Source organism: Streptomyces sp. NPDC047841 (assembly GCF_040704085.1).
In the GTDB taxonomy this organism is placed as follows: domain Bacteria; phylum Actinomycetota; class Actinomycetes; order Streptomycetales; family Streptomycetaceae; genus Streptomyces; species Streptomyces argyrophylli.
The window spans coordinates 31,875-47,534 of the sequence record NZ_JBEYRP010000014.1 but is presented as its reverse complement, the minus strand read 5'-3'; the positions used below and the strand labels follow the sequence as shown (position 1 = coordinate 47,534).

The window sequence follows — 15,660 nt, the reverse complement described above, 5'->3', positions numbered from 1 at the left end:
CGGTCACCATCGGCCATCTCCAGAGCGCCCTCGGCATGTCCGGCCTCGGAGGCGACGACCGGGTCGACGCCGTCGTCCGCCTCTCCCAGGCGCTGCTCCACAACGACCAGCTGGAGGAGGCCGTCCGCACGGTCGAGGCCGAGGCCGCCCGGCACGAGGCGGGCCCCGTCCGGATGCGGCTGCAGGCCTTCCAGTTCATGTGGGAGGGCATCCACGGCGAGACCGTCTCCCCGGCCCGCTCCCGGCGCCTGGCCGAGCTGGCCGGCACCTGCACCGGCCGCGACAACGCCGAACGCGCCCTGCTGATCCTGCGCGGCTTCGACGCGATGACCCACGGCGAGAGCGCCGACGAGGTCATCGGCCTGTGCGACCGCGCCCTCGTCAACGGCCGCCTCGCGCCCGGCCTCGGCTGGACCGACACCGAGTGGGGCATGGAGCTGCTGATGATGCTCGGCAGCGCCTACACCTACGCCGACCGGCTCGACCGCGCCGAGAGCCTGTTCGCCGAGGCCCGGCGCGTCTACACCACGGCCGGCTGGCACGGCGGCCACCTCTCCCTGGCCAACGCCTTCCTCGGGCTCGCCTACCGCAGGCAGGGCCGGCTGCGCGAGGCCGAGTCCGCCCTGCGCGAGGCCCTGGTCCTCGCCGAGCGCGTCGGCCGCCGACTGCCGCTGTACTGGTCCGCCACCTGCGGTCTGGTCGACACCCTGCTGGCCCGGGGCCGGATCGAGGAGGCCTGGTCGGTCGCCGAACGGTACGGTTTCGCGCCGCCGTACCCGTCCACCATCGTGCTGCCCGACATCCGCTCCGTGCGCGGCCGGCTGCTGCTCGCCGTCGGCCGCACCGAGGACGGCATCAACGAACTGGAGGCAGCGGAGAAGACCGCCGCCTCCCGCGGCGGCCACAACCCGGTCCTCGCGCCCTGGTCCATCGACCTCGCCAAGGCGCTCGCCGGGCAGGACCCGGACCGCGCCGCCCAGCTCGCGGCCGACGCCCGCCGGCAGGCCGAGCGGTTCGGCACGGACACCGCCATCGGCGAGGCCCTGCGCTGCGCCGCCGCCCTGGCGACGGGAGAGCGGGCGGTCCGGCTCGCCGCCCGGGCCGTCACCTACCTGGAGGCCTCACCCTGCCAGTACGAGCACGCGGCGGCCCGCGTCGAGTACGGCATCGCCGCCCGCTCGGCCGCGGAACTGGGCCGGGGCCTGGACTTGGCGCGGGCGTGCGGCGCGGAGCACCTGGTGGCCCGGGCACGGGAGGCGCTGGAGACGGGGCGGCGGCCGCGCTGAGCCCCCCGGAGGCGGCGCGGGGCTCGCGCTGTCACCTGCCCAGCAGCTGCTCCGTCAGCGCCGTCAGCCGCTCGCGGACGTCTGCGTCGTACGCCGCCTCGTGGGCCCGCGCCGGCCGTGTCCCGTCGTAGTACCCGCCGCTGCCCGTCTCCCGGGTGGCCAGCGCGAGCACGCCCGGCGCCCCGTCGGCGACGGAGTTCCACGGGGTGATGCCGCCCTCGCGGACCATCGCCGTGTCCATGTAGGTCGCGGGGTGCAGCACGTTCACCGACACGCCGCTGCCCGCCAGCTCCTCGGCCAGGGTGAACGTGTACGCGGCGAGCGCGAACTTGCTGCGGCAGTAGGCCGCCAGGCCGTTGTAGCCGCGGGTGAACCCGGGGTCGGCGTAGTCGACGGGCTCCTGGCCGCCCGAGCCGACGTTGACGATCCGGGCCGGCGGATTCGCCCGCAGCACCGGCAGCAGGGCGCGGGTCAGCACCACGGGCGCGAGGTAGTTCACGGCGAGCCGCAGCTCGTGCCCGTCGGCGCTCAGCTCGCGCCCGGAGCCGGGTGTCCCGGCGCCCACGCCCGCGTTGTTGACCAGCACGTCGAGGCCGGGATGCGCCTCGGCCACCCGCGCGCCCAGCTCCCGCACCTCGGCCAGCCGGGCCAGATCGGCGACGAAGCCCTCGGCCGCGCCCTCCGTGCGCAGCTCCGCGACCAGCCGCTCGGTGCGTGCCCGGTCACGGCCGTGCGCCAGGACCAGATGACCGGAGCGGACCAGTTCGAAGGCGACGTACCGGCCGAGCCCGGAGGTGGCACCGGTGATCAGAACAGTGGACATGCCGTCAGCCTACGCAGGCCGGGGCGCCGGTAACGAGCCTTTGCCGGGAGTACGGCCGGCTCCGGTCACCCCCGCCGTTCAGCCCGCCTCCTCCTCGGCGAGGACCCGCTGGGCCGTCGCGAACGCCGCGTTGGCGGCCGGCACCCCGCAGTACACGGCGGTCTGGAGCAGCACCGCGCCGATCTCCTGCGGCGTCAGCCCGTTGCGCCGCGCCGCCCGGACGTGCATCGCCAGCTCGTCGAGGTGGCCGTGCGCGACCAGCGCGGTCAGCGTGATCATGCTGCGCTCGCGGCGGGACAGCGTCGGGTCGGTCCAGATCTCCCCCCAGGCGTAGCGGGAGATGAAGTCCTGGAAGCGGGCCGTGAACGGGGTCTGCCGGGCCTGCGCGCGATCCACGTGGGCGTCACCCAGCACCTCCCGGCGCACCGCCATGCCACCGGCCGGCGGCCCGCCGAGGTGGGTGCGCAGCGCGCCCAGCACGGCCCGCGGGCACTGCGCCGGCGCCAGGTGGGAGGCCCCGGGCAGTTCCACCAGCGTCGCCGCCGGCACCGCGTCGGCGATCTCCCGCAGATGGGCGGGCGGGGTCGCGGGATCCTGCCGGCCCGCCACCAGAAGCGTCGGCACGGTGATGTCGCCGAGCCGGTCGCGCAGGTCGAACGCGGCGAGCGCGTCGCAGCAGGCGGCGTACGCTCCCGGATCGGCCTCCCGGTGGTCGCGGACCAGCCCCGGCACGCTGAACCCGGGCGTGAACCAGCGCGCCCCGGCGCTGTCCGCCAGCCCGTCCAGGCCCTCGCGGCGCACCCGCTCCGCCCGCTCCCGCCAGGGGGCCTCCCCGCCGAAGTGGGCGGAGGAGCACAGCACCGCCAGCGAGGACAGCCGCCCGGGGTGGTGGACGGCCAGGTGCAGGCCGACGGCGCCGCCCAGGGACACGCCCGCGTACGCGAACCGGTCGATGCCGAGGGCGTCGGCCAGCTCGAGCACCAGCGCGGCGAGGTCGCCGACGGTCGCGCCCGGCCCGATCAGGTCCGCCGCCGAGCCCCCGTGCCCGGGCAGGTCCCAGCGGACGACCCGGTGGGCGGCGGACAGCTCGGGCGCGATGCGGTCCCACAGGGCGAGGGAGGTGCCGAGCGAGGGGCCGAGCAGCAGCGGGGGAGCGGAAGCCGGGCCTTCCGCACGGTGGTTGAGCAGGTGCACGGTCAAGGTCGCTCCAGGGCGCGGTCGGTGAGGGGTCCGGCGAAGCCGGTGTAGTGGGCGGGGTCGAGCAGCTCGTCGAGGTCGACACCCTCCAGCTCGCCGGTCTCCGCCAGCAGTTCGGACAGCGGACGGTCCTCGGTGTGGGCGCGGCGGGCCAGTTCGGTCAGCAGCTCCTTGGCACGCGCCCGGCCCAGGACGGGCGCGAGGGCGGCCGACAGCCGCTCGGAGACGATCAGACCCCGGGTGATGCCGAGGTTGCGGCGCATCGCGGCCGGGTGCGCCCGCAGCCCCTCGGCCAGCTCCGCCGCGTGGGAGGCCGCGCCGCCCACCAGCCGGAGCAGGTCGCGCAGCGGCTCCCACTCGGCGTGCCAGGCGCCGGCCGGCCGCTCGTCCTCGGCGGCGAGGCAGCCGTACAGCGTGGCCGCGAGCTGCGGGGCGCGCCGGGCAGCGGCTGCCAGGAGCGTGGCGCGCACCGGGTTCGCCTTGTGCGGCATGGCCGACGAGCCGCCGCCGCTGCCCTCGCTCACCTCGCCGGTCTCGGTGCGCGACAGCGTCAGGACGTCCACGGCGAGCTTGCCCAGCGCCCCCGCCGTGAACGCCAGGCACCCCGCGAGGTCGGCCACCGGGGTGCGCAGGGTGTGCCAGGGCAACGCCGGGGCGGCGAGGCCGGCTTCGCGGGCGTAGGCCCGCGTCAGAGCGGCCGCGTCCTCGGTGCCGTACGCCCGGAAGGCCGCCAGGGTCCCGGCGGCGCCGCCGAGTTGGGCGGGGAGCGCGTCCCGGACCCGGGTGACGCGGTCGCGCGCGTCCAGGACCAGCGAGCGCCAGCCCGCCGCCTTCAGCCCGAACGTCGTCGGGACGGCGTGCTGGGTGAGCGTCCGCCCGGGCAGCACCGTGTCCCGGTGCTCGGCGGCGAGGCGGGCCAGCGCCCGTTCGGTGCGGCCGAGGTCGGCCAGGACCGGGGCGAGGGTGCGCGCGGCGACCAGCATCGTCGCGGTGTCCATGATGTCCTGGCTGGTGGCGCCGCGGTGGACGTAGGGGCCGTACTCCGCGCCGACCGCCGCCGTCAGGTCGGCGACCAGCGGAATCACCGGGTTGCCGCCGTCCGCGGTCCGCGCCGCCAGGGAGCGGATACCGAACCGCTCCGGGACGGCCGCCTCGGTCACCGCCGTCGCGGCCCCGGCCGGGGCGAGGCCCAGCGCGGCCTGCGCCCGGGTCAGCGCGGCCTCCGCGTCGAGCAGGGCCCGCAGGTACGCGTGGTCGCTCGTCTCGGACGCGGCGCCCGTCAGCGCCCAGCCCGGGGCGAGCAGGCCGGTGTCGGCACAGGGAGGGGAAGCGGATGTCACTCGAACTCCAGGAAGACCGTCTCGCCTTCGCCCTGAAGACGGATGTCGAAACGGTAGGCGCCGCCCGCCTCCTCGGTCGCGATCAGCGTGTCGCGCCGCTCGCCCACCCGGGTGAGCAGCGGGTCGGCGGCCAGCGCGGCCTCGTCGCCCGGCAGGTAGATCCGGGTGAACAGGTGCACGAGCAGACCACGCGCGAAGACGCAGACGCTGAGGTACGGCGCGTTCCGCCCGCGTGCGCCGGGCCGGAGGGTACGGGCGTACCAGTGGCCGTCCGCGTCGGTCTGGACGCGGCCCCAGCCGGTGAACTCCACGCCGTTGCGGCCCAGGTGCCCGCCGGTCGCCGGGTCGCGCCGCTGGGAGCCGTCCACGTGCGGGACGGTGCCGTCGGGACGCGGACCCCACAGCTCGATCAGCGCGTCGGGTAGCGGGGCGCCCTCGCCGTCGAGGACGTACCCGTGCACGGTGACCGTGTCCGGGTGGTCGAGCGGCGCGATCTCCTCGCCGCCGCGGAACGGCAGGGCGTAGCCGTAGAACGGGCCGACGGTGTGGGACGGGGTGGGCAGCACCCGGTCGGGGCCGCTCGGGTCGGTGATCGTCATGGCGGTCAGCGTCCTTCTTCCGTCCAGGTGGCGGCCGGGCCGTCCAGCACGATGTCCCAGTGGTAGCCGAGGGAGAACTCCGGCACCGACAGGCTGTGGTCGTAGGTGGCGACCAGCCGCTGCCGGGCCGCGTCGTCCGTCACGGACTGCAGGATCGGGTCGTACGGGAACAGCGGGTCGTTCGGGAAGTACATCTGCGTCACCAGCCGCTGCGTGAACGCCGAGCCGAACACCGAGAAGTGGATGTGCGCGGGGCGCCAGGCGCCCACGTGGTTGCGCCACGGGTAGGGGCCCGGCTGGATGGTGGTGAAGTGGTAGCGGCCCTCGGCGTCGGTGAGGGCGCGGCCGACACCGGTGAAGTTCGGGTCCAGCGGGGCGTCGTGCTGCTCGCGCCGGTGGGCGTAGCGGCCGGCCGAGTTGGCCTGCCAGATCTCGATCAGCTGGCCGCGGACCGGGCGCCCGTGCCGGTCCAGCAGCCGTCCGGAGACGGTGATCCGCTCGCCGATGGGCTCGCCGGTGTGCTGCCGGGTGAGGTCGTTGTCGACCTCGGCCAGGTCGCGCTCGCCGAAGGCGGGGGAGTGCAGTTCCACCAGTTCGGGGTCCTGGCTGGTGTCGATCGCCACCAGGGGCCGCTTCGGGTGGCGCAGCACGGAGGAACGGTACGGCGCGTAGTCGCGGCGGGGGTGGTGTTCGACGGGGGCGCCGTCGGCGACGCGCTTCTCGTAGGCGGTGTGCGCCGCGGCGATTTCCCGGTCGATGTCGGCTTGGGTGAGAGGCATGGGATACCTGACGCTTCCTTGGCGTTCGAGGAGGAAGGCTCTCCGGTTCGTCGGGAGTGGATAGTCAGGGCAAGTAGTCAGCGCACTGACTGTCTCGGTGAGGTGCTGCTCACGCTGCCACCGGATACGGTGACCGTCAAGAGCTGGCAACTGTGCGTCGCGGGAACGAGACACGACGACCAGGTGTCGGGTATCGTTCAGTGCACAAACGAATCGACCAGGGGAGCGCACATGGCCGCGGTGGACCTCGCCACCCATCCCGGGCATCTGGCCCGGCGGCTCCAGCAGGCGCACTACCTGCTGTGGAACACGATGGTCTCGGAGGAGATCACCTCGCCGCAGTTCGCGGTCATGAACGCCCTCGTCGCCGAACCCGGGCTCGACCAGCGGACCGTGGGGGAGCGGGTGGGCCTCGACCGCTCCACCATCGCCGAGGTCATCAGCCGGCTCGACCGCCGGGGACTGCTGCACAGGGTGCGCGACCCGCAGGACGGCCGGCGCTTCCTGCTCCGCCTCACCGACGACGGCCTGCGCACCCACCGCAGACTGACCGTGCGGACCGCCCGGATGAACCAGCTCTTCCTCGCCCCGCTGTCCGCCGAGGAACAGACCGTGTTCTTCGACCTGATCCGCCGGGTCGCGGACGCGGCCGAGGAGCTGCGCCACCCGGCCGGCCCGCCGGCCGCGCAGAGCTGACGCCGGCCCCACCGGCCCGCACGCCACCGGCCGCCTCACGGTGCCGGCACGTACACCACCCACACCTGCCCCGCGGCGAAGTCCGGCGCGCCGCCGTCCGCCGGGATCCTCATGCAGCCGTAGCCGTAGCCGTAGCCGTAGCCGTGACGGTGGCCGTCGTCGGCGCCGTGGCTCGGGCGCCCGTGGCCGGCCCGCGCTCCGGCCCGCTCAGCCGCCGCCCTTCCCGCCGAGGATCTCCGCGAGGTCGTACCGGACCGGCTCCTCCAGCTGGCCGTACGTGCAGCTCTCCGGTGTGCGGTCCGGGCGCCAGCGGCGGAAGCGGGCCGTGTGCCGGAACCGCTGGCCGTTCTCCATGTGGTCGTACGCCACCTCGGCCACCCGTTCCGGCCGCAGCGGCACCCAGGACAGGTCCTTCTTGCCCGACCAGCGGCTCGGCGCACCCGGCAGCCGGGCCGTCTCGTGCGCGGTCTCGTCCGTCCAGGCGGCCCACGGGTGCCCGGAGACGTCCTCCATGCGCAGCGGCTGGAGCTCCTCGACCAGCTCGGCGCGCTTCTTCATGGAGAACGCGGCCGACACGCCCACGTGCTGGAGCCGGCCCTGCTCGTCGTACAGCCCCAGCAGCAGCGAGCCCACCACCGGGCCGCTCTTGTGGAAGCGGTACCCGGCGACGACGACGTCCGCCGTGCGCTCGTGCTTGATCTTGAACATGGCCCGCTCGTCCTGGAGGTAGCGCAGGGTGAGCGGCTTGGCGACGACCCCGTCGAGGCCGGCGCCCTCGAACTGCTCGAACCACTGCCGGGCCACCTCGATGTCGGTCGTCGACGGCGCCACGTGCACCGGCGGGCCCGCCCCGGCCAGCGCCTGGTCCAGCAGGGCGCGGCGGTCGGTGAGCGGCACGTCGAGCAGGGCGTGGTCGTCCAGGGCGAGCAGGTCGAAGGCGACGAAGGACGCGGGGGTCTTCTCCGCCAGCATCCGCACCCGGGAGGCCGCCGGGTGGATGCGCTCGGTCAGCGCGTCGAAGTCCAGCCGGCCGCCCCGCGCGATGACGATCTCCCCGTCCAGCACGCACCGCTCGGGCAGCCGCTCCCGCAGCGCCGCGACCAGCTCGGGGAAGTACCTGGTCAGCGGCTTTCCGGTCCGGCTGCCCAGCTCGACCTCGGCCCCGTCCCGGAACACGATCGACCGGAAGCCGTCCCACTTGGCCTCGTAGTGCATCCCCGGCGGGATCCTCGCCACCGACTTGGCGAGCATCGGCTTCACGGGCGGCATGACGGGCAGATCCATGCCTCCGATTCTGCTCGCATACATTCGTTTCCGCTCAGATATGTACGGCTGTGCCCGGTATGCGAGTGGCGCGGGGTACGCCTACCGTGGCCGCATGGGTGATGCGGTGGAACTGGAGGTGGCCGGCCGGAGCGTACGGCTGTCCAGCCCGGACAAGGTGTTCTTCCCGGAGCGGGGCTTCACCAAGCTGGACCTCGCCCGGTACTACGCCGCCGTCGGCCCCGGCATCCTGCGCGCCCTGCGCAACCGCCCCACCACCCTGGAGCGCTACCCGGACGGCGTAGGCGGCGAGTGGTTCTACCAGAAGCGGGCGCCGAAGGGCATGCCGGACTGGATCCCGACCGCCCACATCACCTTCCCCAGCGGGCGCAGCGCCGACGAGATGTGCCCCACCGAGGAGGCCGCCGTGGTGTGGGCCGCCCAGTACGGCACCCTCACCTTCCACCCCTGGCCGGTACGCGCCACCGACGTCGACCATCCCGACGAACTCCGCATCGACCTCGACCCGCAGCCCGGCACCGACTACGCCGACGCGGCCCGGGCCGCCGGGGAACTACGGGCCGTGCTGGAGGAGTTCGGCGGGCTGCGCGGCTGGCCGAAGACCTCCGGCGGCCGGGGCCTGCACGTCTTCGTCCCCATCGAACCGCGCTGGACCTTCACCCAGGTGCGCCGCGCGGCGATCGCGGTCGGCCGGGAGATGGAGCGCCGGATGCCGGACCGGGTGACCATCAAGTGGTGGAAGGAGGAGCGCGGGAGCCGTATCTTCCTCGATTACAATCAGACGGCGAGGGACCGCACCATCGCCTCCGCCTATTCGGTGCGTCCCCGCCCGTACGCCCCCGTCTCGGCGCCGCTGCGCTGGGAGGAGGTCGGGGTCGCCGAGCCCCGCGACTTCGACCTCGCCACCATGCCGGCCCGGTTCGCCGAACTCGGCGACGTGCACGCCGACATGGACGACCACGCCTACTCCCTGGACGCGCTGCTGGAACTGGCCCGCCAGGACGAACACGACCACGGCCTGGGCGACCTGCCGTATCCGCCGGAGTACCCGAAGATGCCCGGCGAACCGAAACGGGTGCAGCCGAGCCGCGCCCGCCGGGAGTCCTCGCCCTGAAGGCCCGTCCGGTTCCGCGTCCCGTCCGGCACCGGCCGGTCCCGTGTCCCGCGGCTATCCTGATCGGCAGCCGCCGATGAGGAGTCCCGAAGTGACCGAGGCAGTGTCGCGCCCCACGCTGGAGGCCGTGGCCGCGCGGGCCGGGGTGTCCCGGGCCACCGTGTCCCGGGTGGTCAACGGCGGCGACGGGGTGCGCGAGCCCCTGGCCGAGCGGGTCCGGCGGGCCGTGGAGGAACTGGGCTACGTCCCCAACCAGGCTGCGCGCAGTCTCGTCACCCGGCGGCACGACGCCGTCGCGGTCGTCATCGCCGAGCCCGAGACCCGCGTCTTCGCCGACCCCTTCTTCGCCCTCCAGCTGCGCGGCATCAGCAAGGAACTGACCGCCCACGACAACCAGCTGGTGCTGCTGCTCACCGAGGGCCGTGCCGACCACGCGCGCGTGGCCCGCTATCTCGCCGGTGGCCACGTCGACGGCGCGCTCGTCTTCTCGCTGCACCTGGACGACCCGCTGCCCGGCCTCATCCACGACGCCGGCGTGCCCACCGTGTTCGGCGGGCGCCCCGGCTGGGGCGCGGACGCGCGCGCCTCCGGCCCGGGCGTGGTCTACGTCGACTGCGACAACCGGGGCGGGGCCCGCGCGGCCGTCCGGCACCTGCTGGACCTCGGCCGCCGGCGCGTCGCCCACATCACCGGGGCGCTGGACCAGACCTCGGCGGTGGACCGGCTCGACGGCTACCGCGACGTCATGACCGACGTCCTGGGCGGACACGATCCCCGGCTGGTCGAGGAGAGCGACTTCACCCCGTCCGGCGGCGAACGCGCCATGCGGGAACTCCTCGACCGCTGCCCGGACGTCGACGCCGTGTTCGCCGCCAACGACCTCACCGCGCTCGGCGCCCTCAGGGTGCTGCGCGCGAGCGGCCGGCGCGTGCCCGATGACGTGGCCGTGGTCGGCTTCGACGACATGGTGCCGGTCACCGAACAGGCCGACCCCCCGCTGACGACGGTCCGTCAGGACATCGAGGGCATGGGCCGGCTGATGGCCCGCCTGCTGCTGCGCGGCCTGTCCGGCGCGCGCGAGGGGACGGACGGGACGGCCGGCGCCCACCGGGCACCGCCGTCGGAAGTGATCCTGCCGACCACCCTGATACACCGCGCCTCGGCCTGAACCCCCCGGAGCGCCGCCGGCTGCCGGGGCGCACGCCGGAGCGTCAGCCCTCGGGCCGTTCGCTTCTGATCACCGCGAAGCGGGCCCCGTACGGGTCGGCGAGCCGGGCCGTGCGGCCCACGCCCTCCAGGGTCGTCGCGGGCACCCGCACCGTACCGCCCAGGCGCTGCGCCTGTTCCACCACGGCGTCGGTGTCCTCCACCTCGAAGTACGGCAGCCAGTACGGGCCCGCTGCGGTCTCGGTGGGATCGTCGGCCAGCGGCACCATCCCGCCGAACATCGCGTCCTCACCGGCGCCTTCGGGGTTGAAACATGTGTACGTCCCGCCCGGGAACGGCGCGGAGGTCTCCAGGCCCAGCACCCGGCGGTAGAAGGCGGCGGCCGCCGCGATGTCCGGCGTGTACAGCTCCACCCAGCGCAGGGAGCCCGGCGCGCCCGCGAGTTCCACGCCCTCGGTCCGGCCCGGCTGCCAGATCCCGAACGGCACGCCCGCCCGGTCGGCGAGGACCGCCATGTGACCCTGGCCCATCACGTCCAGGGGCTGGAACAGCACTCTGCCGTGGGCCTGTTCGGCCGCCTCGGCGGTGGCCCGCGCGTCCCCGCTGCGGAAGTACACCGTCCAGGCCGCAGCCCCCTGGCCGGGACCGGTCTGCATGCCGCCGGCGACGGTCCTGCCGTCCAGCTGGAAGAAGCCGTAACCGCCGGCGTCCGGCCCCGCCGACCGGAACTGCCAGCCGAACAGACCGCCGTAGAAAGCGGCGGCGCCGTCGATGTCGGGACTGCCGACGTCGATCCAGTTGGGCGCGCCGTCGACGAAACGGGTGGTGAGCATCTCGCCCTCCTCGCAAGGGGCTCCGTCCTGTGCACTGCCGAGTCTGGCACCGCCCACCGACAATCGCTGCCGGAGCACCGGGACGCGCCGGGACGGCCCACCCTCACCGAGCGTGACGGCACGCGTCCTCCCGGTTTTCCGGCGGCCGGGCGCGCCGCCGTGCGCGCGCCCGGCCGCGGGGAGCATCATCGGGGCGGCCGGACGTGCCCGAGCGTGCCGTTTCGCCGGCGTTGATCGAACGTTTTTCGCCGTGGGGCAGGCTCCTGGCCATGCACTACGAAACCATCACGCCGGCCGACGACACCTGGCAGGCGCAGGCGCTGTGCGCGCAGACCGGGCCGGACTTCTTCTTCCCCGAGCCGGGCAGCTCGGTGCGCGAGGCGAAGCGCATCTGCGCCCTGTGCGAGCTGCGCCCGGCCTGTCTGGACTACGCGCTGGCCAACGACGAGCGGTTCGGCGTCTGGGGCGGCCTGTCCGAGAAGGAGCGTCTCGCCCTGCGCCGCACCGCCCGCTGACACCCCGTGAGGCCGTGGGCCGCCCGTCGGCCCGGCGCCGGGAGGGGGCGGTGTGCGGGGGCGTCAGCCCCCGGCGCGCGTCGCCATCCGGGCCTTCCGCGCGGCCAGCTTCTCGTCGAACTTCGCGGCCTCGGCGTCCAGCCCGCCCATGAACAGGCCGAGTTCCTCCTGCGCCTGGCGTCCCTCGGGGCCGAGGCCGTCGATCTCCAGGACCTTCAGGAAGCGCAGCACCGGCTGCAGCACGTCGTCGTGGTGGATGCGCAGGTTGTACACCTCGCCGATCGCCATCTGCGCGGCGGCCCGCTCGAAGCCGGGGATGCCGTGTCCGGGCATCCGGAAGTTCACGACGACGTCCCGGACCGCCTGCATGGTCAGGTCGGGCGCCAGCTCGAACGCGGCCTTCAGCAGGTTGCGGTAGAACACCATGTGCAGGTTCTCGTCGGTCGCGATGCGGGCCAGCATGCGATCGCAGACCGGGTCACCCGACTGGTGGCCGGTGTTGCGGTGCGAGATCCGCGTGGCCAGCTCCTGGAAGGCGACGTAGGCCACCGAGTGCAGCATCGAGTGCCGGTTGTCGGACTCGAAGCCCTCGCTCATGTGCGACATACGGAAACGTTCCAGCTTGTCCGGGTCCACCGCGCGCGAGGTCAGCAGGTAGTCCCGCATCACGATGCCGTGCCGGCCCTCCTCGGCCGTCCAGCGGTGCACCCAGGTGCCCCAGGCGCCGTCGCGGCCGAAGAGCGAGGCGATCTCGTGGTGGTAGCTCGGCAGGTTGTCCTCGGTCAGCAGGTTCACCACGAGGGCGATCCGGCCGATCTCCGTCACCGGGGACTGCTCCTTGTCCCAGGCCTCTCCGTCCTCGAACAGGCCCGGGAAGTTGCGGCCGTCGCTCCACGGCACGTACTCGTGCGGCATCCAGTCCTTGGCGACGTTCAGGTGCCGGTTCAGCTCCTTCTCGACCACTTCCTCCAGTGCGTACAGCAGCCGCGCGTCGGTCCAGACGGACGGGCTGCCGAGGTGGGGGGAGGTGATCGTCATAGGAACTCCAGGGGGACGGCGAACAAAGGGGGGAGGAAGGGGGACGGTCCGGCGAGCGGTGCCGGAGACTTTGATCGTAGGCTACGAATCCGTAGGTTACGAAGCCGTAGGTTAAGAGTGCTGTAAACAACCCGCTGATCAGCCCGCCGCGACGGCCGTGCCCGGCCGTGCCCGGCAGCCCCGGGACCCGCAGGTCCGGAAGCTGCCGGGGCGAGGGAATCACCCGGTCAGGCGTACAGCTCCCGCAGGCGCACCGAGAGGCAGGTCACACACCCCTCCAGCTTCTCGAACTCGCTGATGTCGACCGTCACCACGTCGTGGCCGAGATCGGCCAGCAGCTCCGCGGTCTTCGGGGCGCTCGCCGCCATCAGCAGCTTGCCGCCGCCGAGCAGCACCACGTGCGCGCCGGACTCCTCCGGCACCGACAGGAATCCCGGGAACAGCGACGGCCGGTCGATCTTCGGGATGTGCCCGATCACCGTGCCGTCGGGCAGCGCGGTCACCGCCGACTTCAGGTGCAGCACCTTGCTGACGGGTACCGCGACCACGCGGGCGCCCAGCGGTTCGAAGGCCGCCCGCAGCTGCTGCACACCGGCCGCGTTGGTCCGCCCGCCGCGGCCGACGTACACGGTGTCGCCGACCTTGAGGACGTCACCGCCGTCCAGCGTGCCCGGCTCCCATATCCAGTTCACCGAGCAGCCGAGCCGGGCCACCGCCTCCTCGACGCCGGCGGTCTCCGCGCGCCGCGACTCGGCGCCGGGCCGGGTGATCAACGCCACGTTCCGGTACATGACGACGGTGTCCTCGACGAACACCGAGTCCGGGCAGTCGTCGGCCGGTTCGACCTCGATGGTCTCCCAGCCGTGCGCGCGCAGGGCCTCGACGTACGCCTCCCACTGCTCGACGGCGAGCCCCGCGTCGACCTTCTCCCGCTGGATGTGCGTCACCAGGCCGTCGGCGAGGAGGGGGCTGGGGCGGCGGACGAGGGCCTTCTTGCTGGGCACGAGGGGCCTTTCGAATCGGTCGGTGCGGTGGTGCGGTCCGGCGCCGCTCGCACGGCGCCGGTCCGTCATCATGCAGCGCGCTCCCGCCGGGACCCAAACCCCCAGGGTGCCCGGCGCGTCCCTGCCGGGACCCCGCCGTCCGGCCGGGAGGGCCCACGCCGGTCAGGCCGGGTCCCTGAGCGCCTCGGGTGCGGTCTCCGTCAGCTCCCCTCCCTCCATCAGCAGCCACCGGGTGATCCCGATGGACTCCAGGAACGGCAGGTCGTGGCTGGCGACGATCAGCGCGCCCTCGTACGACTCCAGGGCCGTGGTCAGCTGCCGGACGCTGGCCATGTCGAGGTTGTTGGTGGGCTCGTCCAGCAGCAGCAGTTGCGGCGCGGGCTCGGCGAGCATCAGCGCGGCCAGGGCCGCCCGGAAGCGCTCACCGCCCGACAGGGTGGCCGTCTTCCGGTCGGCCCGCGCGCCCCGGAACAGGAAGCGGGCGAGCCGGGCCCGGATCCGGTTGTTGGTGGCGCCCGGCGCGAACCGGGCGACGTTCTCGGCCACCGACCGGTCGTCGTCCAGCACGTCCAGCCGCTGGGGCAGGAACCGCAGCGGCACATGGGCCGTCGCCGTGCCCGACACCGGTGCCAGTTCCCCGGCGACGGTCCGCAGCAGCGTCGTCTTGCCGGCGCCGTTGCGGCCGACGAGCGCGATCCGTTCCGGGCCCCGCAGGTCCAGGATGCCCGGCACGCGCGCGTGGCAGGCCGTCTCCAGCTTCTCCAGGGTGAGCACCTGCCGGCCGGGCGGCACGGCCGTGTACGGCAGGTCGACCCGGATCTCGTCGTCGTCCCGTACGGCCTCCACCGCCTCGTCCAGCCGTTCCCTGGCCTCGGCGAGCCGCTCCTCGTGCATGATGCGGTGCTTGCCCGCCGACTCCTGTGCGGCCCGCTTGCGCGCCCCCATGACGATCTTCGGCTCGCGCTTCTGTTCGTACATCTTCTGCCCGTAGCGCTTGCGGCGGGCCAGTTTGACCTGGGCGTCGGCCAGTTCGCGCTTCTGCTTGCGCACATCGGCCTCGGCGACGCGCAGCATCCGCTCGGCCGCCTCCTGCTCGACGGCCAGCGCCTCCTCGTAGGCCGAGAAGTTGCCGCCGAACCAGGCGACCTCCCCGGAGTGCAGCTCGGCGATCTGGTCGACCAGGTCGAGCAGTACCCGGTCGTGGCTCACCACGACCAGCACGCCCGGCCAGGAGGCCACCGTCTGGTACAGCCGCCGGCGCGCGTACAGGTCCAGGTTGTTGGTGGGCTCGTCCAGCAGCAGGATGTCGGGGCGGCGCAGCAGCAGCGCGGCGAGCCGCAGCAGCACCGACTCGCCCCCGGACACCTCGCCGACGGTCCGGTCCAGGCCGATGTGGCCGAGACCGAGTTCGCCGAGGGTGGCCAGGGCGCGCTCCTCGACGTCCCAGTCGTCGCCGACGGTCTCGAAGTGCCCCTCGGCGGCGTCGCCCGCCTCGATGGCGTGCAGGGCGGCCCGCCGGGCGGCGATGCCGAGGGCCTGGTCGACGCGGAGCGCGGTGTCGAGCGTGACGTTCTGCGGGAGGTAGCCGATCTCGCCGGCCGCCTTGAGGGTGCCGTCGGCCGGGGCGAGTTCCCCGGCCATCAGCTTGAGCAGGGTGGACTTGCCCGATCCGTTGACGCCGACGAGCCCGGTCCTGCCGGGGCCGAAGGCGATGTCCAGGCCGTCGAAGACGGCGGTGCCGTCGGGCCAGGTGAAGGACAGGGACGTGCAGGTGAGGGAAGCAGACATGGGCGCCTCGCGAGGGACGGGTGCGTTCGGGTGGACGCGTGTCGAGACACCGCGAGGCGGAAACCGAAAGGTCTGGGGCACGGAAGGGGCCGGGGAGAGTGGCCTGTGCCGGAGGACGGCTCGGACGCCGAGGTCGTACGCCACGCACACCTGACCGGTGCGACGCGGTGTCTCAGGACCTCAGACGAGCAACGTCC

The 15,660-nt window shown here is 73.9% G+C and carries 15 protein-coding genes; 5 read left to right on the top strand and 10 right to left on the bottom strand.

What is annotated here, in order from left to right; all coding sequences use genetic code 11:
* Positions 1-1,286: tetratricopeptide repeat protein (locus AB0947_RS24000; RefSeq protein ID WP_366752392.1), on the top strand; the 1,286-nt coding region annotated here is incomplete at its 5' end.
* A 31-nt stretch (positions 1,287-1,317) separates the two neighbouring features.
* On the opposite strand, the gene AB0947_RS23995 is transcribed toward AB0947_RS24000, so the two are convergent.
* The 5 genes from AB0947_RS23995 to pcaH all read right to left on the bottom strand — a co-directional run bounded on the left by AB0947_RS23995 (position 1,318) and on the right by pcaH (position 6,024).
* Positions 1,318-2,109 carry an SDR family NAD(P)-dependent oxidoreductase gene (locus tag AB0947_RS23995; protein WP_366752391.1) on the bottom strand — a complete coding sequence of 264 codons (792 nt, stop codon included), beginning with the start codon at positions 2,107-2,109 and terminating at the stop codon, positions 1,318-1,320.
* Between the two features lie 78 nt (positions 2,110-2,187).
* Positions 2,188-3,309 (bottom strand): 3-oxoadipate enol-lactonase, encoded by a 1,122-nt coding sequence (pcaD, locus tag AB0947_RS23990; RefSeq protein WP_366752390.1) that lies wholly within the window; start codon positions 3,307-3,309, stop codon positions 2,188-2,190.
* On the bottom strand, positions 3,306-4,646 hold the full coding sequence (gene pcaB / locus AB0947_RS23985; RefSeq protein WP_366752389.1) for a 3-carboxy-cis,cis-muconate cycloisomerase: 1,341 nt from the start codon (positions 4,644-4,646) through the stop codon (positions 3,306-3,308). The genes pcaD and pcaB overlap by 4 nt, the downstream gene beginning before the upstream one ends.
* Positions 4,643-5,245 carry a protocatechuate 3,4-dioxygenase subunit alpha gene (gene pcaG, locus AB0947_RS23980; protein ID WP_366752388.1) on the bottom strand — a complete coding sequence of 201 codons (603 nt, stop codon included), beginning with the start codon at positions 5,243-5,245 and terminating at the stop codon, positions 4,643-4,645. Before pcaG ends, pcaB begins: the two co-directional genes overlap by 4 nt.
* A 5-nt stretch (positions 5,246-5,250) precedes the next feature.
* Positions 5,251-6,024, bottom strand: a complete 774-nt coding sequence (pcaH, locus tag AB0947_RS23975) for a protocatechuate 3,4-dioxygenase subunit beta (RefSeq protein ID WP_366752387.1) — start codon at positions 6,022-6,024, stop codon at positions 5,251-5,253.
* 231 nt (positions 6,025-6,255) lie between these two features.
* Between pcaH and AB0947_RS23970 the strand changes: the two genes are divergently transcribed.
* Entirely contained in the window at positions 6,256-6,720 is a 465-nt protein-coding gene (locus AB0947_RS23970) for a MarR family transcriptional regulator (protein ID WP_366752386.1), read from the top strand.
* Positions 6,721-6,927: 207 nt separating this feature from the next.
* On the opposite strand, the gene AB0947_RS23965 is transcribed toward AB0947_RS23970, so the two are convergent.
* On the bottom strand, positions 6,928-8,004 hold the full coding sequence (locus AB0947_RS23965; protein ID WP_366752385.1) for an ATP-dependent DNA ligase: 1,077 nt from the start codon (positions 8,002-8,004) through the stop codon (positions 6,928-6,930).
* Between the two features lie 94 nt (positions 8,005-8,098).
* On the opposite strand from AB0947_RS23965, the gene ligD reads away from it, so the two are divergent.
* Positions 8,099-9,118, top strand: a complete 1,020-nt coding sequence (gene ligD, locus AB0947_RS23960; protein WP_366752384.1) for a non-homologous end-joining DNA ligase — start codon at positions 8,099-8,101, stop codon at positions 9,116-9,118.
* A gap of 91 nt (positions 9,119-9,209) precedes the next feature.
* Complete coding sequence (locus AB0947_RS23955) at positions 9,210-10,286, top strand: LacI family DNA-binding transcriptional regulator (protein ID WP_366752383.1); 1,077 nt, start codon at positions 9,210-9,212, stop codon at positions 10,284-10,286.
* Positions 10,287-10,329: 43 nt separating this feature from the next.
* Here AB0947_RS23955 and AB0947_RS23950 read toward each other — a convergent pair whose 3' ends face one another.
* Positions 10,330-11,118 carry a VOC family protein gene (locus tag AB0947_RS23950; RefSeq protein ID WP_366752382.1) on the bottom strand — a complete coding sequence of 263 codons (789 nt, stop codon included), beginning with the start codon at positions 11,116-11,118 and terminating at the stop codon, positions 10,330-10,332.
* 269 nt (positions 11,119-11,387) lie between these two features.
* Here AB0947_RS23950 and AB0947_RS23945 point away from each other — a divergent pair, with 269 nt between their 5' ends.
* Complete coding sequence (locus tag AB0947_RS23945) at positions 11,388-11,633, top strand: WhiB family transcriptional regulator (protein ID WP_366752381.1); 246 nt, start codon at positions 11,388-11,390, stop codon at positions 11,631-11,633.
* 63 nt (positions 11,634-11,696) lie between these two features.
* Here the strand turns inward: AB0947_RS23945 and AB0947_RS23940 are convergent, their stop codons facing one another.
* The 3 genes from AB0947_RS23940 to AB0947_RS23930 form a co-directional block, all read right to left on the bottom strand.
* A complete protein-coding gene (locus AB0947_RS23940; RefSeq protein ID WP_366752380.1) occupies positions 11,697-12,671 on the bottom strand; it encodes an acyl-ACP desaturase in 975 nt (324 codons plus the stop codon).
* A gap of 227 nt (positions 12,672-12,898) precedes the next feature.
* Complete coding sequence (ddaH, locus tag AB0947_RS23935; RefSeq protein ID WP_366752379.1) at positions 12,899-13,675, bottom strand: dimethylargininase; 777 nt, start codon at positions 13,673-13,675, stop codon at positions 12,899-12,901.
* Between the two features lie 162 nt (positions 13,676-13,837).
* Complete coding sequence (locus tag AB0947_RS23930) at positions 13,838-15,463, bottom strand: ABC-F family ATP-binding cassette domain-containing protein (protein ID WP_366752378.1); 1,626 nt, start codon at positions 15,461-15,463, stop codon at positions 13,838-13,840.
* Positions 15,464-15,660: the final 197 nt, after the last annotated feature.